At 39.7% G+C, this 18,129-nt stretch carries 15 protein-coding genes; 6 read left to right on the forward strand and 9 right to left on the reverse strand.

Annotated features, from left to right (window positions below; genetic code table 11):
* The first annotated feature begins 86 nt into the window (after positions 1-86).
* The gene (locus tag CKW02_RS02020) at positions 87-1,424 is read left to right on the forward strand and encodes an aminotransferase-like domain-containing protein (protein ID WP_003214064.1); all 1,338 of its coding nucleotides are present in this window, start codon (positions 87-89) and stop codon (positions 1,422-1,424) included.
* Here CKW02_RS02020 and CKW02_RS02025 read toward each other — a convergent pair.
* Together CKW02_RS02025 and CKW02_RS02030 are read right to left on the reverse strand one after the other, a co-directional pair.
* Positions 1,421-2,113 (reverse strand): 4'-phosphopantetheinyl transferase family protein, encoded by a 693-nt coding sequence (locus CKW02_RS02025; RefSeq protein ID WP_003214200.1) that lies wholly within the window; start codon positions 2,111-2,113, stop codon positions 1,421-1,423. The two genes, CKW02_RS02020 and CKW02_RS02025, sit on opposite strands and share 4 nt — an antisense overlap.
* A 197-nt stretch (positions 2,114-2,310) precedes the next feature.
* Complete coding sequence (locus CKW02_RS02030; RefSeq protein ID WP_003214121.1) at positions 2,311-2,955, reverse strand: YczE/YyaS/YitT family protein; 645 nt, start codon at positions 2,953-2,955, stop codon at positions 2,311-2,313.
* 533 nt (positions 2,956-3,488) lie between these two features.
* Here CKW02_RS02030 and CKW02_RS02035 point away from each other — a divergent pair.
* The 3 genes from CKW02_RS02035 to CKW02_RS02045 all read left to right on the forward strand — a co-directional run bounded on the left by CKW02_RS02035 (position 3,489) and on the right by CKW02_RS02045 (position 8,065).
* On the forward strand, positions 3,489-7,106 hold the full coding sequence (locus CKW02_RS02035) for an isopeptide-forming domain-containing fimbrial protein (RefSeq protein WP_003214478.1): 3,618 nt from the start codon (positions 3,489-3,491) through the stop codon (positions 7,104-7,106).
* A gap of 6 nt (positions 7,107-7,112) precedes the next feature.
* On the forward strand, positions 7,113-7,673 hold the full coding sequence (locus CKW02_RS02040; RefSeq protein ID WP_003214376.1) for a class D sortase: 561 nt from the start codon (positions 7,113-7,115) through the stop codon (positions 7,671-7,673).
* A 107-nt stretch (positions 7,674-7,780) separates the two neighbouring features.
* The gene (locus tag CKW02_RS02045; protein ID WP_003214268.1) at positions 7,781-8,065 is read left to right on the forward strand and encodes an AbrB/MazE/SpoVT family DNA-binding domain-containing protein; all 285 of its coding nucleotides are present in this window, start codon (positions 7,781-7,783) and stop codon (positions 8,063-8,065) included.
* 40 nt (positions 8,066-8,105) lie between these two features.
* On the opposite strand, the gene CKW02_RS02050 is transcribed toward CKW02_RS02045, so the two are convergent.
* From CKW02_RS02050 to tcyA, 3 genes are read right to left on the reverse strand one after another with little or no spacing between them, the layout of a single operon-like run.
* Positions 8,106-8,849, reverse strand: a complete 744-nt coding sequence (locus CKW02_RS02050) for an amino acid ABC transporter ATP-binding protein (protein ID WP_003214030.1) — start codon at positions 8,847-8,849, stop codon at positions 8,106-8,108.
* Positions 8,850-8,861: 12 nt separating this feature from the next.
* Positions 8,862-9,554, reverse strand: a complete 693-nt coding sequence (locus tag CKW02_RS02055; protein ID WP_003213873.1) for an amino acid ABC transporter permease — start codon at positions 9,552-9,554, stop codon at positions 8,862-8,864.
* A complete protein-coding gene (gene tcyA / locus CKW02_RS02060; protein ID WP_003213831.1) occupies positions 9,541-10,356 on the reverse strand; it encodes a cystine ABC transporter substrate-binding lipoprotein TcyA in 816 nt (271 codons plus the stop codon). The genes CKW02_RS02055 and tcyA overlap by 14 nt, the downstream gene beginning before the upstream one ends.
* Positions 10,357-10,681: 325 nt before the next feature.
* Between tcyA and CKW02_RS02065 the strand changes: the two genes are divergently transcribed.
* Positions 10,682-12,115: an amino acid permease gene (locus CKW02_RS02065; RefSeq protein ID WP_003214392.1), complete on the forward strand. Its 1,434-nt coding sequence runs from the start codon at positions 10,682-10,684 to the stop codon at positions 12,113-12,115.
* A 144-nt stretch (positions 12,116-12,259) separates the two neighbouring features.
* On the opposite strand, the gene CKW02_RS02070 is transcribed toward CKW02_RS02065, so the two are convergent.
* The 4 genes from CKW02_RS02070 to CKW02_RS02085 form a co-directional block, all read right to left on the reverse strand.
* Positions 12,260-13,813: an MFS transporter gene (locus CKW02_RS02070; RefSeq protein ID WP_003214469.1), complete on the reverse strand. Its 1,554-nt coding sequence runs from the start codon at positions 13,811-13,813 to the stop codon at positions 12,260-12,262.
* Positions 13,814-13,897: 84 nt separating this feature from the next.
* Positions 13,898-14,752 (reverse strand): SDR family oxidoreductase, encoded by an 855-nt coding sequence (locus CKW02_RS02075; protein ID WP_003214106.1) that lies wholly within the window; start codon positions 14,750-14,752, stop codon positions 13,898-13,900.
* Complete coding sequence (gene uxuA, locus CKW02_RS02080; RefSeq protein ID WP_003213843.1) at positions 14,746-15,843, reverse strand: mannonate dehydratase; 1,098 nt, start codon at positions 15,841-15,843, stop codon at positions 14,746-14,748. Before uxuA ends, CKW02_RS02075 begins: the two co-directional genes overlap by 7 nt.
* A gap of 38 nt (positions 15,844-15,881) precedes the next feature.
* A complete protein-coding gene (locus tag CKW02_RS02085; RefSeq protein ID WP_003214342.1) occupies positions 15,882-16,559 on the reverse strand; it encodes a GntR family transcriptional regulator in 678 nt (225 codons plus the stop codon).
* A 356-nt stretch (positions 16,560-16,915) separates the two neighbouring features.
* Here CKW02_RS02085 and CKW02_RS02090 point away from each other — a divergent pair, with 356 nt between their 5' ends.
* Complete coding sequence (locus CKW02_RS02090; protein WP_003214442.1) at positions 16,916-18,082, forward strand: Gfo/Idh/MocA family protein; 1,167 nt, start codon at positions 16,916-16,918, stop codon at positions 18,080-18,082.
* Positions 18,083-18,129: the final 47 nt, after the last annotated feature.

The following is an 18,129-nucleotide window of genomic DNA, read 5'->3' on the forward strand; positions in this document are numbered from 1 at the left end:
CGGTTCTGTTCTTCTATCGTAATCGGATCATCTAAAGTGTACAATAAGAGAACATGATATCTGTACCGGTACAAGGAGGAAGTGGTGTGAGGAAATATGATCAGCTTGTTCTCAGCTTAAAAGAGAAGATGACGTCTGGTGAATACAATGCTGGCATGAAGATCCCCTCCATTCGCCATTTGGCGGCTCAATATGCAGTGAGTAAAAGCACTGTCATCAAAGCACTAGACACATTAGAACGTGAACATCTGCTGTATTCTGTAGAAAGAAGTGGCTATTATGTCGTGAAAACAAAGCAGTCAGCGGGGAAACAGGATAGCACATGGATTGATTTTGCTTCATCTGCACCTGATCCCGTCGTGTTTCCATATGTTGATTTCCAGCACTGCATCAACCAAGCCATCGATTTGTATCAAAATGACTTGTTTATATACGGCACAGCCAACGGATTACCCTCGCTGCTGCCAGTCATTTCTAAGCGATTAATGGATTATCAAGTGTTTGCAAATCCAGAACAGATCGTTATGACTTCTGGTATTCAGCTGGCGTTATCCATTTTAAGCACCATCCCTTTTCCGAATGGCAAACAGACCATATTAGTCGAACAGCCAGGCTATCATCTATACCTTCAATATTTAGAAAAAAATCAACTGCCTGTACGGGGGGTTCAGCGGACGGAAAAGGGAATTGACCTTCAGGAATTGGAGCGCATCTTTCGAGAAGAGGAGATTCGTTTTTTCTATACGATGCCAAGGTTTCAAAACCCGCTTGGAACGAGCTTGTCAAAGCAGGAGAAAAGAGCGATTGCAGCTCTTGCCGAGACATATGACGTCTATATCGTTGAAGATGATTACATAGCCGATTTAGAATTCGACGCAAAAAGAGACCCGATCTATTCGTACGATCAGGCGGGGAAGGTCATTTATTTAAAAAGCTTCTCCAAAATCATCTTTCCAGGACTTCGTACAGGAGCGGTCGTCTTACCTGAGGAACTGATTAAACCTTTTAGCGAACACAAACGGCTCATTGACATCGACAGCTCCATGCTGTCACAGGCAGCCTTAGAAATATATTTAAAAAGCGGGATGTTTGAACGGCATCGAGACAGAATGCGGGCGACCTATCGCAACCGATCCAAACAACTAGTGACATGCCTGAAAAGCGATCAAATCGCTTATCAACTGGGAGAAGAGGAGCCAGCTACTCATACACATGTACGTTTCGATCGGTCAATTCCGATGAACCAGCTCATTCAGCAGCTGAAAAAGGCATCTGTTTCCATTCAGTCAATCGACCGCCATTATCTGTCGACTTATCAAAAAGACCCCATTCTTCAGTTGAACATTTGGCATGTGAAAGAAGAGCAAATCACACGTGGAGTCGATTTGATAAAGACAGCATTTCAGCAAATTGGGCGATATTAAAGACGAGACAGTACATCACTACAAGAGAGTATCTCAACACGTTCAGCCGCAGAAGGCTTTCGTGTACACACCGCCATTTGGTAGGTAGGATCGAGTGAGTATGGTTGAACAAAGCAGGGCGCTTCATGATCAGGTAATGCAAGCGTCGCCTGTCCATCCTCTGACAGGCGGGCTGTAAAGGACGAAAGACCATAAGATAATCCCTTTCCAGTCAGCTTGATAAAGGCCTCCTTCATTGACCATAAATGAAAGAAGTAGGCTTCCTGCCGTTCTGCCGGTTGTGAAAGTAAATCCTCATACTCATCTGCTGAAAAAAATCGTTTAGCAATCGCTAGATCAATCGGTTTGATCTCCTCAATATCAATACCTACAGGTGCATCATCTATTGCGCATACGACCCAATCACCAGAGTGAGAAAGATTAAAATGAAAAGAAGGAATGTGCCGGACGACAGGCTTGCCATTGCCCTCTGTTTCAAAAACGATCTCATCAAAAGGCAGATCGTACATATCATGGATCATCTGACGAACCAGCACCTCACCTAACAAGGTCCTTCTTGCGTCGATTAAAAAACGAAAGCGCTCGGCCGCAGCACGTTTTTCAGCTGAAACAAAGGGTTTCAATTGATCGATTTGTTTTCGTGCATGGATGTCATCTAAATGCTGTAATTGGATAGCGAAAATCTTCATAATGAACCTCTAATTTTTTACATTGATTGTACCATTGGAGAGCGCCGTACAAAAGGGAAACAGACCTCCTTTTCAGCGAAAGCTCAAAATGACAGGAAGTGGAAGGGTTGGGTTGATTTCCTCTTATGAATATAAAAAAAATCTGTTTATTTATTTTGACACAAGAAAAGCCATTCTTTTTGTAGAATGGCTTGTTCTTATCGGATAAGCGTTTGAACAGGTTTCTCTGCTGTTTTTGTAATAAGCAGCTGCAGAAGCCGTGTCGATTGCGGCAAGGAGAATCGAAGGACGAGACCTGTGAAAATAGCCGTCAGAATCGTGCCAACGCCAATCGGCCCGCCGAGCATCCATGCAAATAAAAGCACTGTTAGCTCAATGCCATTTCGCACCCACTGCACGTTCAATCCTGTTTTCGCTGAGATGAGCAGCATTAATGAATCCCTTGGCCCGGCGCCAAGATTCGCTGAGACATAAACGCCAACACCATAACCTGAAACCACAACGCCCGTAATAAACACATATAAAGCGGGTAAATACCCATGTGGTGCAGGTAATACCGCATTAAAGAAATCTATAAACATACCAATCAGCACCATGTTCAGTAATGCGCCGATCTTTGGAAATGATTTCGTGAAAACAGATGTTAGTGTCACAATCAGTGCACCAATAATGATGGACCACTGTCCAATCGTGAGTCCAAAGTGCTGAAACAGTCCGTAGTGGAAAGCGTCCCAAGGACCAATGCCTAGAATCTTTCCTTTCACTGTCAGCGATAGTCCAAAAGCTAGTACGATCAATCCAACAAAATAAAAAAACCAACGTAAAAGATGTTCCCGCTTCAAAAGCTTTCCCTTCTTTCTTAAACACTCGAATTCAATCGTAACATACTCCCACGCCCCTTTAAATGGCTTTGCTCAATTGTAATCGCTTACTTATAAAAAGAATTTTTCGCATCGTAAAAGGTCAAAACAAGAGCAAGACTTTCGACTTGTTTTTTTTAACAAAGTGAACCAATCATTCCCTTTTTTTAAGATAAAATGAAAAAAATTCAATATATACTGACAAAAAATAAGCATCACCCAATTAAAGAATATTTATCTTTAAATAGAAAGGATTGTATGTAATTCACATCATAAGACCTGTTTGGAAAATAGATAGATGAGGAATTTCGGGATGGAAAAAGGTTATTTTATTGGAAAAACATAAGCAAATCAATCATCGGGAGGTATTTAGTTCAAAATGTCTATTTTTGTCGAAAATAGTCATTTAGTCCTGTTGAGGCTTTTGAAATCTTACTGATATTCTTTACCAAAGTGTGGGAGGTGAACTGGTACATACCATTATGATTAAAGCAGGGAAAAGGGGATGTCAAAAAATGAATATATTAAAAAGAACGAGTCAATTATTTCTTATATTGGTGCTGATTGCTGGGAATTTATTAACAGTTTCACCACCTGTTACGAAAGCCGCTGGGACGGTGGTTGTCAATAACGCAGATTCCTACATGATTGGAAATGGGAAGTTAGTTCTTTATCAGCTTGATGGGCAAAATCCAACAAACGTAAAGGCTAGTGTACAGGTGAAGGGAATTAATTCGACTGTAGTGAACGGTGTTGCTGTGAATGATCAAGAAAACACTGTGTATGCAACTACGACAGCAAGTGGAGAGCCAGTTCTTTATAAAATAAATGCGACCACTGGACAAGCAGAGCGTGTAGGTGTTTTAGGCGGAAGAGCGCCAAATGCCGTTGTTTATAACGGTAAATATATTCATTCGTATGCGGTTGGTGGAGAACCCTACCTTGCAACGTACGACTTAGCAACTGGTCAAAAAACGGCCAAGAAAATTGCCGGTTATGACGTTGGCCCTGGCATTGGCGGAGACATTGGCGGAGACCTTGTAGTCGATAAGGATGGCTATCTTTGGTTCGCATCTAATACCAGTGGGTCCATTGCGCAAATGAATCCTGAAACAGCTGAAGTAATTCGAGTGATTCCAATCACAAATGCAGATGGTAAACCTATTGAGGGAGGAGTACGAGGAATTAGCTTTTTGCCAAATGGACAAATGCTATTACAATCAGGAAAAGATGACTCTATCGGTCATTCTACTCTTTTCACACTTGATGCGAAAACATTAAGTACAACATATATGGGCACTGCAGGTGATTCATTATCTTACGACTTAGCTTCAAGGGTGAAGCCCGAATTTGATCCATATCCTCCTAACCTTGAATCAGAAAAATCTGTTGCCTTACAGAAAAAAGCAGAAGGCAACACAGATGAAAAGAATCCAGAAGTAGGCGACACTTTGCTTTATACAATTAGAGCAAAAAATACGGTGCAATACGGTATTCTTAAAAATCTGACCATATCAGATAACCTTCCGAGCAGCTTAGCCTATGTGCCAGGCTCACTTAAGGTAGATGGCGTAAGCGTCACAGATGCAAAAGACCAAGACAAAGGTGATTTTACAAACGGTACTGTTACAGGTCAAATAGGTGATGTGAAAGACACCGATTGGCACACCGTGACATTTGAAGCGAAAGTAGCAAAAGGTCAAGCTGGCAAAGATATTCAAAATACAGCCAATGTCAAAGGGGAAAACACACCGCCAGACAATCCAACTACAAACATAGAGATTTATCCTCGAGATCCGAAGCTTGAATCAGAAAAATCAGCGGTCTTACAGAAAAAAGCAGATGGTAATACAGATGAGAAGCATCCAGAAGTAGGCGACACTTTGCTGTATACCATTCAAGCCCGTAACACTGTTGAAGACAGCTTCATTGAAGATCTTGTGATTTCTGACAAGTTACCTCAAGGGTTATCATATGTACCAAATTCTCTACAGATAGATGGGAATCCAGTCACAGATACAAAAGATGACGACAACGGTGATATGACAGGTGGAACTGTCACTGGAACGTTCGGTGAAGTGAAAGATGCGAAATGGCATACCGTGACATTTGAAGTCACAGTTGAAAAAGGTCAGGCAGGCAAAGACATTCAAAATACAGCGAGTGTCACAACCGGCAACACACCGCCAGACGAGCCGACAACGAATGTAGAAATCTATCCTCGTGACCCGAAGCTGACTTCTGAAAAATCAGCCGTCTTGCAGAAAAAAGCAGATGGTAATACAGATGAGAAGCATCCAGAGGTCGGTGACACACTTCTTTATACGATTAAAACAAAGAATACGATGGAAGACAGTCTCGTTAAAAACTTAGTGATTTCGGATGAACTGCCGGAAGGATTAGCATATGTGCCGAATTCACTTGAGGTAGACGGACAAGCGGTGACAGATGAGCAAGATCAAGACAATGGGGATGTCACAAACAGAACCGTATCAGGACAATTCGGTGACATTAAGGACACCGATTGGCATACCGTGACGTTTGAGGTCACGGTTGAAAAAGGACAGTCTGGTCAAGACATTCAAAATACAGCGAGTGTCACAGGTGAAAATACACCACCAGACGATCCAACAACAAAAACAGAAATCTATCCGCGTGACCCAAAGCTTGAATCAGAAAAATCAGCCGTCCTGCAGAAAAAAGCAGAAGGTAACACAGATGAGAAGCACCCAGAAGTAGGGGACACCCTTCTTTATACAATTAAAACAAAGAACACGATAGAAGATAGTCTTGTTGAAAATCTAGTGATCTCAGATCAATTACCAAAAGGGCTGGAGTATGTCGCTGGTTCTCTTGAGATTGATGGAGAATCTGTCACAGATGTGAAAGATGACGATAGCGGTGACTACACAGATGGAAAGGTCACGGGTTATTTTGGCGATGTGAAGGACACGGACTGGCACACTGTGACGTTTGAAGTGACAGTTGAAAAGGGACAGGCGGGTCAAGACATTCAAAACACAGCCGAAGTAACAGGTGAAAACACGCCGCCAGATGATCCAACAACGAAAACAGAAATTTACCCTCGTGAACCAAAACTATCATCAGAAAAGGCAGCGAGCATTCAGAAAAAAGCAGAAGGAAACACAGATGAAAAGACACCACAGGTAGGCGACACCCTTCTTTATACGATCAAAACAAAGAATCTTGAAGAAGACAGCATCGTCAAAAATTTAGTCATCGCAGATCAACTGCCAGAAGGTCTTGAATATGTCGAAGGATCATTAAAAGTAGATGACCAAGCCGTCACAGATGCAAAAGATGACGACATCGGAGACTACACAAAAGGCACAGTAACTGGCCACTTTGGCGATATCAAAGACACGGACTGGCATACGATTACTTTTGAAGCGAAGGTTGCTAAAGGCCAATCAGGTAAAAGCATTCAAAACACAGCCAAAGTAACAGGCGAAAACACACCGCCAGATGAACCGACAACCGAAACAAAAATTGATCCAAAGGATCCAAAGCTTGAATCAGAAAAAACATCTAAGATTTCTCAAAAAGCAGAAGGGAATAAAGATGAAAAACAAGTTCAAGTAGGCGACACCCTTCTTTATACCATCAAAGCAAAAAATAGTGTAGAAGACAGTGTCATAAAAGATCTAGTCATCGCAGATCAACTGCCAGAAGGTCTTGAATACGTCGAAGGGTCATTAAAAGTAGATGGACAAGCTGTCACAGATGCAAAAGATGACGACAACGGAGACTACACAAAAGGCACAGTAACCGGTCAATTTGGCGATATCAAAGATACGGACTGGCATACGATTACTTTTGAAGCGAAGATCGCTAAAGGATATGAAGGTAAAACCATTCAAAATATCGCAGTTGTGAAGGGTGAGAATGTTGACGAACCAGACAAACCTGAAAACTCCACAACGGTAGAACCGCCGCATGTGCCAGAGGTGCCAGGGAATCCAGAACAGCCTTCTCATTCAGAAACGGATACACCTGGTCATCATCTTCCGAACACTGCAACAGCGATGTACAACCTTTTACTAGCAGGATTTGCACTCGTATTAATAGGTGCTGCCCTTATTGTATGGAAAAGAAGAAAAAGAAACGGGTAATCGTCCATGGTTCAAAAAATCATCTCAGCGACATTGATCACAGCAGGTATTTGTCTTGTGATGATAGGATATATGAGGATCGTTGATGGGCAAAGGCAAGTAGATCAATCTTTCCAGTCTGCACAAGCAGCCATCCAGCAAAAGGGGCAAACAGATTCCCCTTTTGTCCCGAAGGCTGGTGAAACCATTGGGCTCTTGCACATTCCAAAGTTAAATGCTGAGTTACCAATTGTAGAAGGAACAGAAGCGGAGGATTTAGCAAAGGGCGTTGGTCATTATCACGAAAGCTATTTACCTAATGAACAAGGACAAATCGTTTTATCTGGGCATCGTGATACTGTGTTTAGACGAACAGGAGAACTGGTGAAAGGGGATCAACTCGTCATTGAACTTTCATATGGACGATTTACCTATGAAATTGAGAAAACAAAGATTGTGAAAAAAGATGATCAAAGTATTATTACATTGCAACAGGAAAAGGAAGAACTTATCCTCACCACATGTTATCCTTTTTCTTTCATTGGTCCTGCACCAAACAGATATATCATATATGGGAAGCGTGTTTAGCCACTGGATCAGCCTGCAACTTATCCTTTCCCTAACCGATTAGAGCGCTTCATTCCTTGATAAAAAGGGAATCGCCTATATCTATAGAGATGCAGGAGGGGGTCAATTTGTTAAATCAAGACTATGTAAGATATATAGATAACGTCGGAAGAATTGTTCTGCCGACAGATATAAGAAAACGGTTGAAAATTCATCCGCGCGATTTTATGGAGATTTATCGAGAAGAAGACCAAATTGTCATGAAGCCGTATTGGCAGGATAAACCTTGTATCGTCACAGGGGAAGTAACAGGCTCCAACAAAGTGCTATCGGGTGGAGTCGTTATCAGTCCAGAGGGAGCGAGATTGCTCTTGCAAGATTTACTGGCGCTTCGCCTGCAAAAAGAAATATGAAAAAAGGCTGTTCTCATCACGTGAGAACAGCCTTTTTTCATCATACTGGATTCAAAATCCGGTTTAAGAATTGTTTTGTTCGTTCTTCCTTCGGTCGTTTGAAGATTTCTTCTGGAGGACCTTGTTCGACGATGACGCCGCCATCAATAAAAATCACTTCGTCCGCCACTTCTTGGGCAAACTTGATTTCATGTGTGACAACTGCCATGGTCCAGCCTTCTTTCGCTAAATCCTTCATGACCTTTAAGACTTCCCCGACAAGCTCAGGGTCAAGTGCAGAGGTGGGCTCATCAAAAAGCATGAGCTCTGGCTGAATGGCAAGTGCACGGGCAATCCCGACACGCTGTTTTTGACCGCCTGAGAGCTGGAATGGATACAAATCTTTTTTATCCTCAAGTCCTACCTTTTGCAAGAGCTGAATGGCTTCTTTTCGAACCGTTTCCTTTGGACGGCGCTGCACTTGGACAGGACCTTCCATCACATTCTCAAGAACAGTACGATGCGGAAACAGGTGATAATCTTGAAACACCATTCCCGATTTCCGGCGTAGCTTTAGCAGATCAGCTGATTTATTTTTTTTCGAAAAATCAATTGAGAAATCATCGAAGGTAAAGGAGCCGCCATTTGGTGTTTCAAGTGCATTTAAACAGCGAAGCATCGTTGTTTTTCCTGAACCTGATGGGCCAAGAATGGCGACAACCTGCCCTTTGTTGATCGTAAAATCTATTGACTTTAAAATCTCATTTTCACCAAAGGATTTTTTGAGACCTTTGACTGTTAGCATGTCGTTCCCTCCTTACCTTGCGACATATCGATCAAGTCGTTTTTCAATTTGATGCTGAACGAGCGATAGAATGAAGCAGAATACCCAATAGATCAGGGCTGCCTCCATATAAATGAACAAGATCTGATCCAAATTCGCCGCAGCAATTTCCTGAGATTTACGGAAAAGCTCTGCTACGAGGATTTGGGAGGCAAGAGATGTATCCTTCACCAAGCTAATGAATGAATTAGATAGAGGTGGAATCGATACACGCACAGCCTGCGGTAAAATCACGCGGACGAGCGTTTTACGATGCGTCATCCCGATTGAATAACCAGCTTCCCATTGTCCTTTAGGAACAGATAGGACGGATGCACGGATAATTTCCGACGCATACGCACCTACGTTTAATGAAAAAGCAATAATGGCACTTGGATATGGATCCAGTGTGATATTAAATGTCGGAAAGAAATAGAAAATAATAAACAATTGCACAAAAAGCGGCGTTCCACGAACGGCCGACACATAGATGGAAAAAAGCCATCTGAGGGCTTTGATTTTAGACATTCTAGCAAGAGCTGTCACAAGCGCGATAAAAATACCAATAATAAAGGCAATGATGGCGAGGGGGATTGTATAATAAATCCCCTGCATCACCATTGGCCAAAAAGATTGCTGAAGAAGATCCCAAGGAATGACGACTCCTAGGGTATTACTTTGTAACATCTTCACCAAACCATTTCTTAGAAATCTTAGCAAGTGTACCGTCTTTTTTCATTTCTTTTAATGCGCCATTCACTTTGTCAACGACTTCGCCGCTGCCTTTTCTGAATGCAAAGTAAGTTTCTTGAGGATCTCCTGTTTCAAATGCAACTTTTAGGTTTTTGTTCCCGCTTGTTTTCAAGTAATTCAATACAGCCAGCTTGTCATTGAACGTCAGATCAGCACGTCCTTGCTGAATCAATTGAATTGATTGTGCAAGACCTTCAACGCCTTCAATTTTAGCGCCAGCATCTGTAGCTAGTTTATTGTAGTTACTTGTTAATGATTGTGCTGCTTTTTTGCCTTTTACATCAGATAGTTTCTTGATGTCGTTGTTATCTGATTTTGTCACAACAATGGCTTGAGACGTTGTGTATTTATCAGAGAACTCGTATTGATTTTCACGTCCAGTTTTACCAACTTGGTTCGCTACCACGTCAAAACGTTTTGAATTCAGTCCAGCAAACATGCTGTCCCATTGTGTTTCTTTGAATTCGGGTTTTAAGTCAAGACGTTTTGCTACTTCTGTGATGACTTCTACATCGTAGCCAGTTAATTTATCTGTCTTTTTGTCATGGAATGTGAAAGGAGCATAAGTACCCTCTGTTCCGATCGTCAGAACACCTTTATCCTGAATGGATTTCCAAAGGTCACCTGATTCCTTAGACCCAGATTGTTTATTCGCGTTGTCGCTTGCACCAGATCCACATGCCGTGATCAATGCAACACAAGCGCCTAACATAATGGCAAAGAACATTTTTTTCATTTTATTCCCCACTTTTCTTGTTGGTATTTACAACATATGATCTTACAGAGAAGCAACCTAAAAGTAAAGCATTTGAAACTAGCTTGAGCGAATCTCACCAACTTTATGCCCGCAACCCATTTCTTTCAAACCTCTCTCGTCTACAAAGCCTTTCATTTTTTATTTGTGCGAACATTACTAAAATAAAGACTTTGAGACAGTGACCATAGAAGGAAGCATATTTATTATAAAAGATGTATAATTAGTAGGTTGTTTTGAAAATGGAATGAATCACATGGAGACATGTTTTGATAAGTTATCATCTTAGAAGAAGGAGGGCATCATTGTGGATGTTGGACAAAATCAGCCTGAGCAATTGAAAAGGGCGATGACCTCCCGTCATTTATTTATGATTTCACTTGGCGGTGTCATTGGGACAGGCTTTTTCTTAGGAACGGGCTATACGATTGGACAAGCAGGACCAGTCGGAGCCGTTCTTTCTTATATTGTGGGCGGATTGATTATGTATTTAACCATGCTGTGTCTTGGAGAGCTGTCGGTCGCACTTCCTGTGTCTGGGTCGTTTCATACGTATGCGACGAAATTTGTCAGCCCTGCAGCGGGTTTTGCGGTCGGCTGGATTTATTGGCTTGGCTGGGCAGCAACGGTCGCCCTTGAATTTTTATCAGCAGGACAGCTGATGAGGCGCTGGCTCCCGCAAGTGGATGTGTGGATTTGGTGTCTCATATTTGGACTGTGTCTTTTCTTATTAAATGCCCGGTCGGCGAAAGCGTTCGGGGAGTCGGAGTTTTTCTTTTCAACCATTAAGATCATTGCGATTTTACTCTTTATAGGTGTAGGCGGAGCGGCGATGTTTGGTTTTATTGAAACAACGAGCGGTGAACCTGCCCCTTACTTCAGTCATTTTGTGAGTGATGGGCTGTTTCCAAATGGATTGCTCGCCGTTGTGGTCACGATGATTACCGTGAACTTTTCATTCCAAGGAACAGAGCTGATCGGGATTGCGGCAGGAGAAAGTGAAAACCCTGAGAAAACCGTTCCTCGTTCGATACATCAGACTGTTTGGCGTACACTCGTCTTTTTCGTCTTATCTATCTTTGTCTTAGCGGGTATGGTGCCTTGGAAGGAAGCGAGTGTGCTGCAAAGTCCGTTTGTTACTGTATTTGAGAGAACGGGCATTCCTTTTGCGGCAGATATCATGAACTTTGTCATTATCATCGCTTTATTATCTGTTGCCAACTCTGGCTTGTACGCATCGACGAGAATGCTCTATTCCTTATCGAAAGAAGGAATGGCAGGAAAAGCATTTAGACGCGTGAATCAGCGCGGTATTCCGATGAATGCCTTACTGCTCACGTTCCTGTTTACAGGGATTTCGCTATTATCCGGGTTCTTTGCAGAGAAAACAGTTTTTGCCTGGATCGTGTCCATTGCCGGCATGAGTGCCCAGACTGGCTGGATCACCATTACATTATCACAGATGCTTTTCCGCAGAAGATATCTTAAAGCAGGCGGAAAGCTGGAAAACTTAAAATTTAAAACCCCTCTCTATCCGGTTCTGCCGATTATTGCAATTACTCTCAACACCATTGTGTTGATCAGCCTTGCCTTTGATCAGGAGCAGCGCATCGGGTTATATGTCGGCGTCCCTCTCATGATCATTGGGTATGTCGTCTATCACCGCTATGTGAAAAAGCATCAAGCGAAAAGTGAACCGCTTAAGCTGCAAATTCATGGAGATGACGAGATCCGGTTTTAAAATCAAAAAACACTAAATTTAAGATATTTAAAAACACCTCTGATATAAATCTGAAGGTGTTTTTTTCTTGAAGTGATTCTGGAACTGCTCATATCAATAGAAGTACTATTTAACTGAGCTGCAGTTCTCAACTAACAACAAAAGTTAGTTCATATCCTGCTGTTTAAAATCTTGTTGTTCAAAATTTTGGAGCTTATTCTGATATCCTACGTTATTATTACCCCAAAGGTTCTCGTAATCCCATCCTGTTAGCGCTTTCAAAACACTTCTTGTTTCATCATCAGCCTGTTCCATTGAACCATTATTCTTTAACCTATTAATTTCATTAATCATAATGGAATGAGTTTTCTTAGATAATTTAAATTTAAATGAAATAACTAAACTAATACCGACTAGCCCTACAGTTCCGAAAAACAGAATACCTACAATCCCATTTATTGCTGTAGTAGACTGTGTCGTCGCGCTTGCAACAAATCCACTTTCCTGTAAGATAACTCCTACCAAGAATGTGGCTAAAGCTGTAGTACTCTTGCGTGTAAAAGTCATAATACCTGCAAATATTCCTTCTCTTCTTTTACGAGTTACCATTTCATCTACATCAGGAATGAAAGTGTAAATATTCCATGGTATATAATATAATCCACTCTTTCCGATGCCTAAGATAACAGAGAAAGCATATAGCGCTATAATCATATAAGTTGGTTGTGTGAAGTATAAAAATATATAACCGCTTATACATGTAATAATAGCAATATAAGATATTTTCAAAGATGGCGCAGGACCTATTTTAATCACGAGCCAACCAAACAATATTGTACATAACATTTGAAGTAATGAACCAATAGATAATAAATCGGCTGCCAACACTGCATCTTTATTTAAAGAAAACACAATAAAGTAGACAAAGACAGCGTTTAAAATATCCATGGCAGTAAACGAACAAATATACATAGTGATGTGCTGACGGAAACTTCTAATTCTAAAAGTAGATGTTAAGTCAATGATGATTTTTTTTAAGGATTCTATAGCAGGTACTTTTTCTACACCATAAGGTTCTATCATGTCTTCTTCTATTTTACGTTCCCATGTTGTTCTATGTGTAATTAATAATGCAGCCATAAAAATAAAGGTGAAGATCATCCCATTGTAAAGAAAAACTTGAGGTGAATCTTTTCCGAATATTTCGAATAATCTGCCTGGAATAAAGGTAGCTAAAAATGTTCCTAGTCCTGAATAGATTAATCTTATTGTTGAGAGCTTGGTCCGTGCATTAAAATCATTCGTCATTTCAGCTCCAAGTGTTTCAAATGGAATTAATACCATTGCTGCAAGGAATTCTAACAAAATATAAACCGTTAAATAGTACCAGTAATTCATATCAGAAATCCAAAGAAGCGAATAAATAACCATCAAAGGGCTTCCAACTAGTAAAAAGAACCTGCGTCTTCCAAATTTTTTCCCAAGTTTTGTACGACCAAAATGGTCAGTGATATGGCCCATAATTGGGCTAGCTATAGCATCAATAATACGAGCAATTGCAATAATAGATCCTGCTTCAACAGGGGTAAGACCACAGTATGTAATGAAAAAATATAACATCCATGCGCCTATTATAGCGAATGCTCCCCCTCCAAATAAATCCATTGTTCCATAACCAATATAATTTTTGAGTGTTAGTTTCCTGTTCTCAGTCTGCATTCTTATTTCTCCTTTCCAAGCCTACTTATAAATTTAAAAAAATATATAAAATAAAGATGTATGACAAGGAAAAAAATAAAAATATTAAACACCTGAATACGCCATAAAACCTCCATCTACAGGAATTGTCACTCCGGTAACAAATGCTGACATATGATCATCAACAAGCCATAATAGGGTACCAAAAAGATCTTCTGGCGTACCAAACCTTCTCATTGGTGTGTTCGAAATAATCTTATGAGACCTCTCTGTATAATCTCCTTCTTCATTTAAGAGAAGGTTTTTATTTTGTGAGGTTAAAAAGAAGCCCGGTGCAATAGCATTCACTCTAATTCCTGCCTCAGCCATATGAACAGCTAACCATTTGGTGAAATTTTCAATTGCTGCTTTTGCCGCGCTATAAGCAGGCACTTTGGTCATTGGAGAAGGGGCACTCATAGATGACATGTTGATGACAACTGCTCCCTTTTGATGAACCATATTTTTAGTGAAAATTTGTGTAGGAATGAAAGTCCCCATAAAATTTAAATCAAATACATTTTGCACACTATCTGTACTTAAATGAAAAAAAGTACTTATCTTAGGATTAGTAAGGTCTTCTGTTTGAAATATTTCGTTGGTTGTATTTGCACTGGAGTGGTTACCACCAGCTCCATTTATCAATATTGTACACATGCCTAATTCCTCTGTTACAATCTTCTCGGCTTGTTCAACACTCTCTTTATTCAGAACATCACATTTAATCGCAATCGCTTTCCCGCCCATAAGGTTAATTTCTTCGGCTACCTTTTCACCCTTTTCGACTGTTCTATTTAAAATAGCCACAGACACGCCATGTCTAGCAAGTTCCTTTGCCATGGCGCTGCAAAGTACTCCACTTCCTCCTGTTATGGCAGCTACTTTACCAGCTAAATTTTTATTTTCTTGTATGTTTACCATGTAGCTTCCTCCTTTGCTTCTTTTAGTACAGAATGTTTATTTTTTAATGCATCCCAAGCTCCCCACAAATACATAATTCCAAGTGCTCTATCATAAAGACCATATCCAGGCCTACATTGTTCACCCCAAATGTGTCTTCCATGATCGGGTCTACAATAACCTTTGAATCCGCTTTCATAATAAGCATGTATAATGGCTGAAACATCTACTGATCCATCTTTTGATCGATGCGATGTTTCAACAAAGTCCCCGTTATCATATACACGTACATTTCTTATATGAGTAAATGGTATCCTATCAATAAATTCGTGAATCATAGAAACTAAATCATTTTCTAAGTTTGCTCCTAAAGATCCTGTACAGAGCGTTATACAATGATATGGGCTACTATTTAGTTGTAAAATTTTTCTGATGTTTTTTTGGTTAGTTACTATTCGCGGTAGACCAAAGACAGGCCAAGGTGGATCGTCAGGATGAATAGCCATTTTAATATCATGAAGTTCTGCAATTGGAATAACCTGATCTAAAAAATATTTCAAGTTGGCCCATAAATCATTTTCTGTTATATTTTTGTAGGCTTCAAAAAGTTGGTGGAGGTGATTTAACCGCTCTGGTTCCCAACCTGGGATGGTTAAACTGGAGTTCTCACTAATTTTATTTACTAAGTCTTTCGGATCGATATCTTTAATTCGACTATGTTCATAAAATAGAGCTGTAGAGCCATCAGAAAGTGTTTTATTTAAGTCTGTACGGATCCAATCAAATACAGGCATAAAGTTATAACATATGACTTTAACACCCACCTTTGCTAGCTTCTGAATTGTTTTCTTATAATTTTCTATGTATCGATCTCTAGTTGGAAGTCCGAGCTTAATGTCTTCATGAACATTCACGCTTTCAACCACTTCAATATGAAGGTTATGTTTATCAGCTAATTTTTTCATTTCTACAATTCTTTCTATTGGCCACTCTTCTCCTACGGGCACATCATGCAGTGCCCAAACAATTCCTTCCACTCCTGGAATCTGGTTTATTTGTTCCAGTGTTATAGTGTCGTTTCCTTCTCCAAACCATCTAAATGTCATCCTCATCTACCATCACCCCTAAAAATATAAGTAACAACCTATTTTTATTTAAAATAATTTGGATATTCTTTCTTCAATAATTCTTTATCAACAAGTGCAATTTTCAAATGCTCTTCCATGATTTTTTCAGCTTTATCAGCATCTTGATCTTGTATAGCTTTGAAGATATTTACATGTTGAGAAAAAATATTATCCCAATTATAATCTGTTACTAGTCTTAACATGCGACTCCTATTAAAGTGTACATTCATCTGTTGAATAACTAACCATGTTTTTTCTTTTTTACACCGTTTGAAAATAGTTCTATGAAACTCCTCATCTAATTCAAACATTTTTTTATAGTCTTTTTTCTTAACGCAAATTTTTTGCATACTTAAATTCATATCTAAATCAATAATCAACTCTTCAGAAGGTTCCTGGCAGGCTAGTCTAATCACTGCCTTCTCGAGATGTTCTCGCATAAACCGTGCTTCCTCCACAAGGTTCAAATCAATTAAAGAAACAAATGTACCTCGTTGAGGATAGATACTTAATAATCCTTCTTGAGATAATTTTAAAAAGCTTTCTCTTACAGGAGTTCGACTAACATTAAATTGAACGGATATTTCTTTTTCAGAAATAATTGTCCCAGGTGGAAGCTTCAGGCTTAATATTTGATCTTTTAGCATATTGTAAACTTGTTCCCTCGTAGAGAGGTTTTGGTTTTTAAAATCGATATTCATTATTCTAATCTCCTTTCTCTAACATACTACCATACAAGTGCATTAGAATGGTAGACACTAATTTTATTTTTCTGAATATTCGTGCTGTGAGTATTTATAACTCTTGATGATTCCAACTATGTAAGCCATGATCAATCATAAGAGTGCGGGATATTAAAAAGAAAATTCAAAAAACTATACAAAATTCAAAAAGATTGAGTTATAATGTTTTTGATCTACCATACTAGTATAACTAGAATATTAATAAAACGAACGGTACTCTGATCTATCAGTTAGGTGAATCATTAAGTTTTTTGAAAGCGCTATCTCATTATTAGAAGTGAAAATTTATCTTCTTGCAGAAGGGAAAGATTGATATGTCCAACATCGCAATTATAGGAACTGGATCTATTGCAACTGCCCATATTGAGGCTTATCTTGCAATGCCTGAAATCAGTAAAATTGTAGCTTTAGCTGATATTTATCCTGAAAAAGCAATGTCTGTAGCAACAAAATATAACCTAGAAGCACGAGTTGTCGCTAACTACCAAGAGTTATTGAATGATTCTACTATTGATGCCGTTTCCATTTGTACACCTCCTTATATGCACGCAACCATTGCCATCGATTTTCTTAAAGCAGGCAAACATGTCTTAGTAGAAAAACCTATGGCTTCTTCTCTAAAAGAATGTGACGAAATGATAAAAGCATCTATTGAAAGCCAGAAGCTTTTATCCGTTGTTGCTCAAAACAGGTTTATGACTCCCATTATGAGATTAAAACATGTCCTTGATCAAAACCTAATTGGAAAAATCGCTCATACTCAAGTGGATTCTTTTTGGTGGCGTGGTCATAGTTATTATGATTTATGGTGGCGCGGTACATGGGAAAAAGAAGGTGGAGGTTGTACACTTAATCATGCTGTCCATCATATTGATATGTTGCAATGGATGTTAGGATTGCCGACTGACATTTTTGCAGCAACTAGTAATACCCTGCATGATAATGCAGAGGTTGAAGACCTTTCTATTGCTGTACTTCGCTATGGAAATGGTAGCTTAGCACAAGTAACCAGTTCTGTTGTCCATCATGGAGAAGAACAACAACTGATTTTTCAAGGTGAAAAAGCTAGAGTATCTGTCCCGTGGAAAGTAAATGCTCAAATAGCTAAAGAAAATGGGTTTCCTCAAGAGAAAAATGATGAGGATTTAGAAAATCGTATTCAGGAAGCTTTTAATCAATATCCGGAATTACTATTTGAAGGGCATAAAGGACAAATAAATAATTTTTTAATGGCTATCAAGGGTAACCAGAAGCTTCTGATTGATGGAACAGAAGGAAGAAATACACTAGAACTGATTACAGCCATCTATAAATCTGCAAACCTAGGTGTTCATGTGAAGCTTCCTCTTTTAGCAGACGATCCTTTTTACACACGTGAAGGCATGCTCGCGAACGTTAAGCATTTTTATGAAAAACAAAGCAGTGTAGAAAATTTTTCAGACGATACGATAACCGTTGGAGGAAATTACGAGAAACTATGAGTCTAACGTTATTAAATTATTAAAAATAAACTGGAAGCTAGCTAGAG

Source organism: Bacillus pumilus, from assembly GCF_900186955.1.
GTDB classification, from domain to species: domain Bacteria; phylum Bacillota; class Bacilli; order Bacillales; family Bacillaceae; genus Bacillus; species Bacillus pumilus.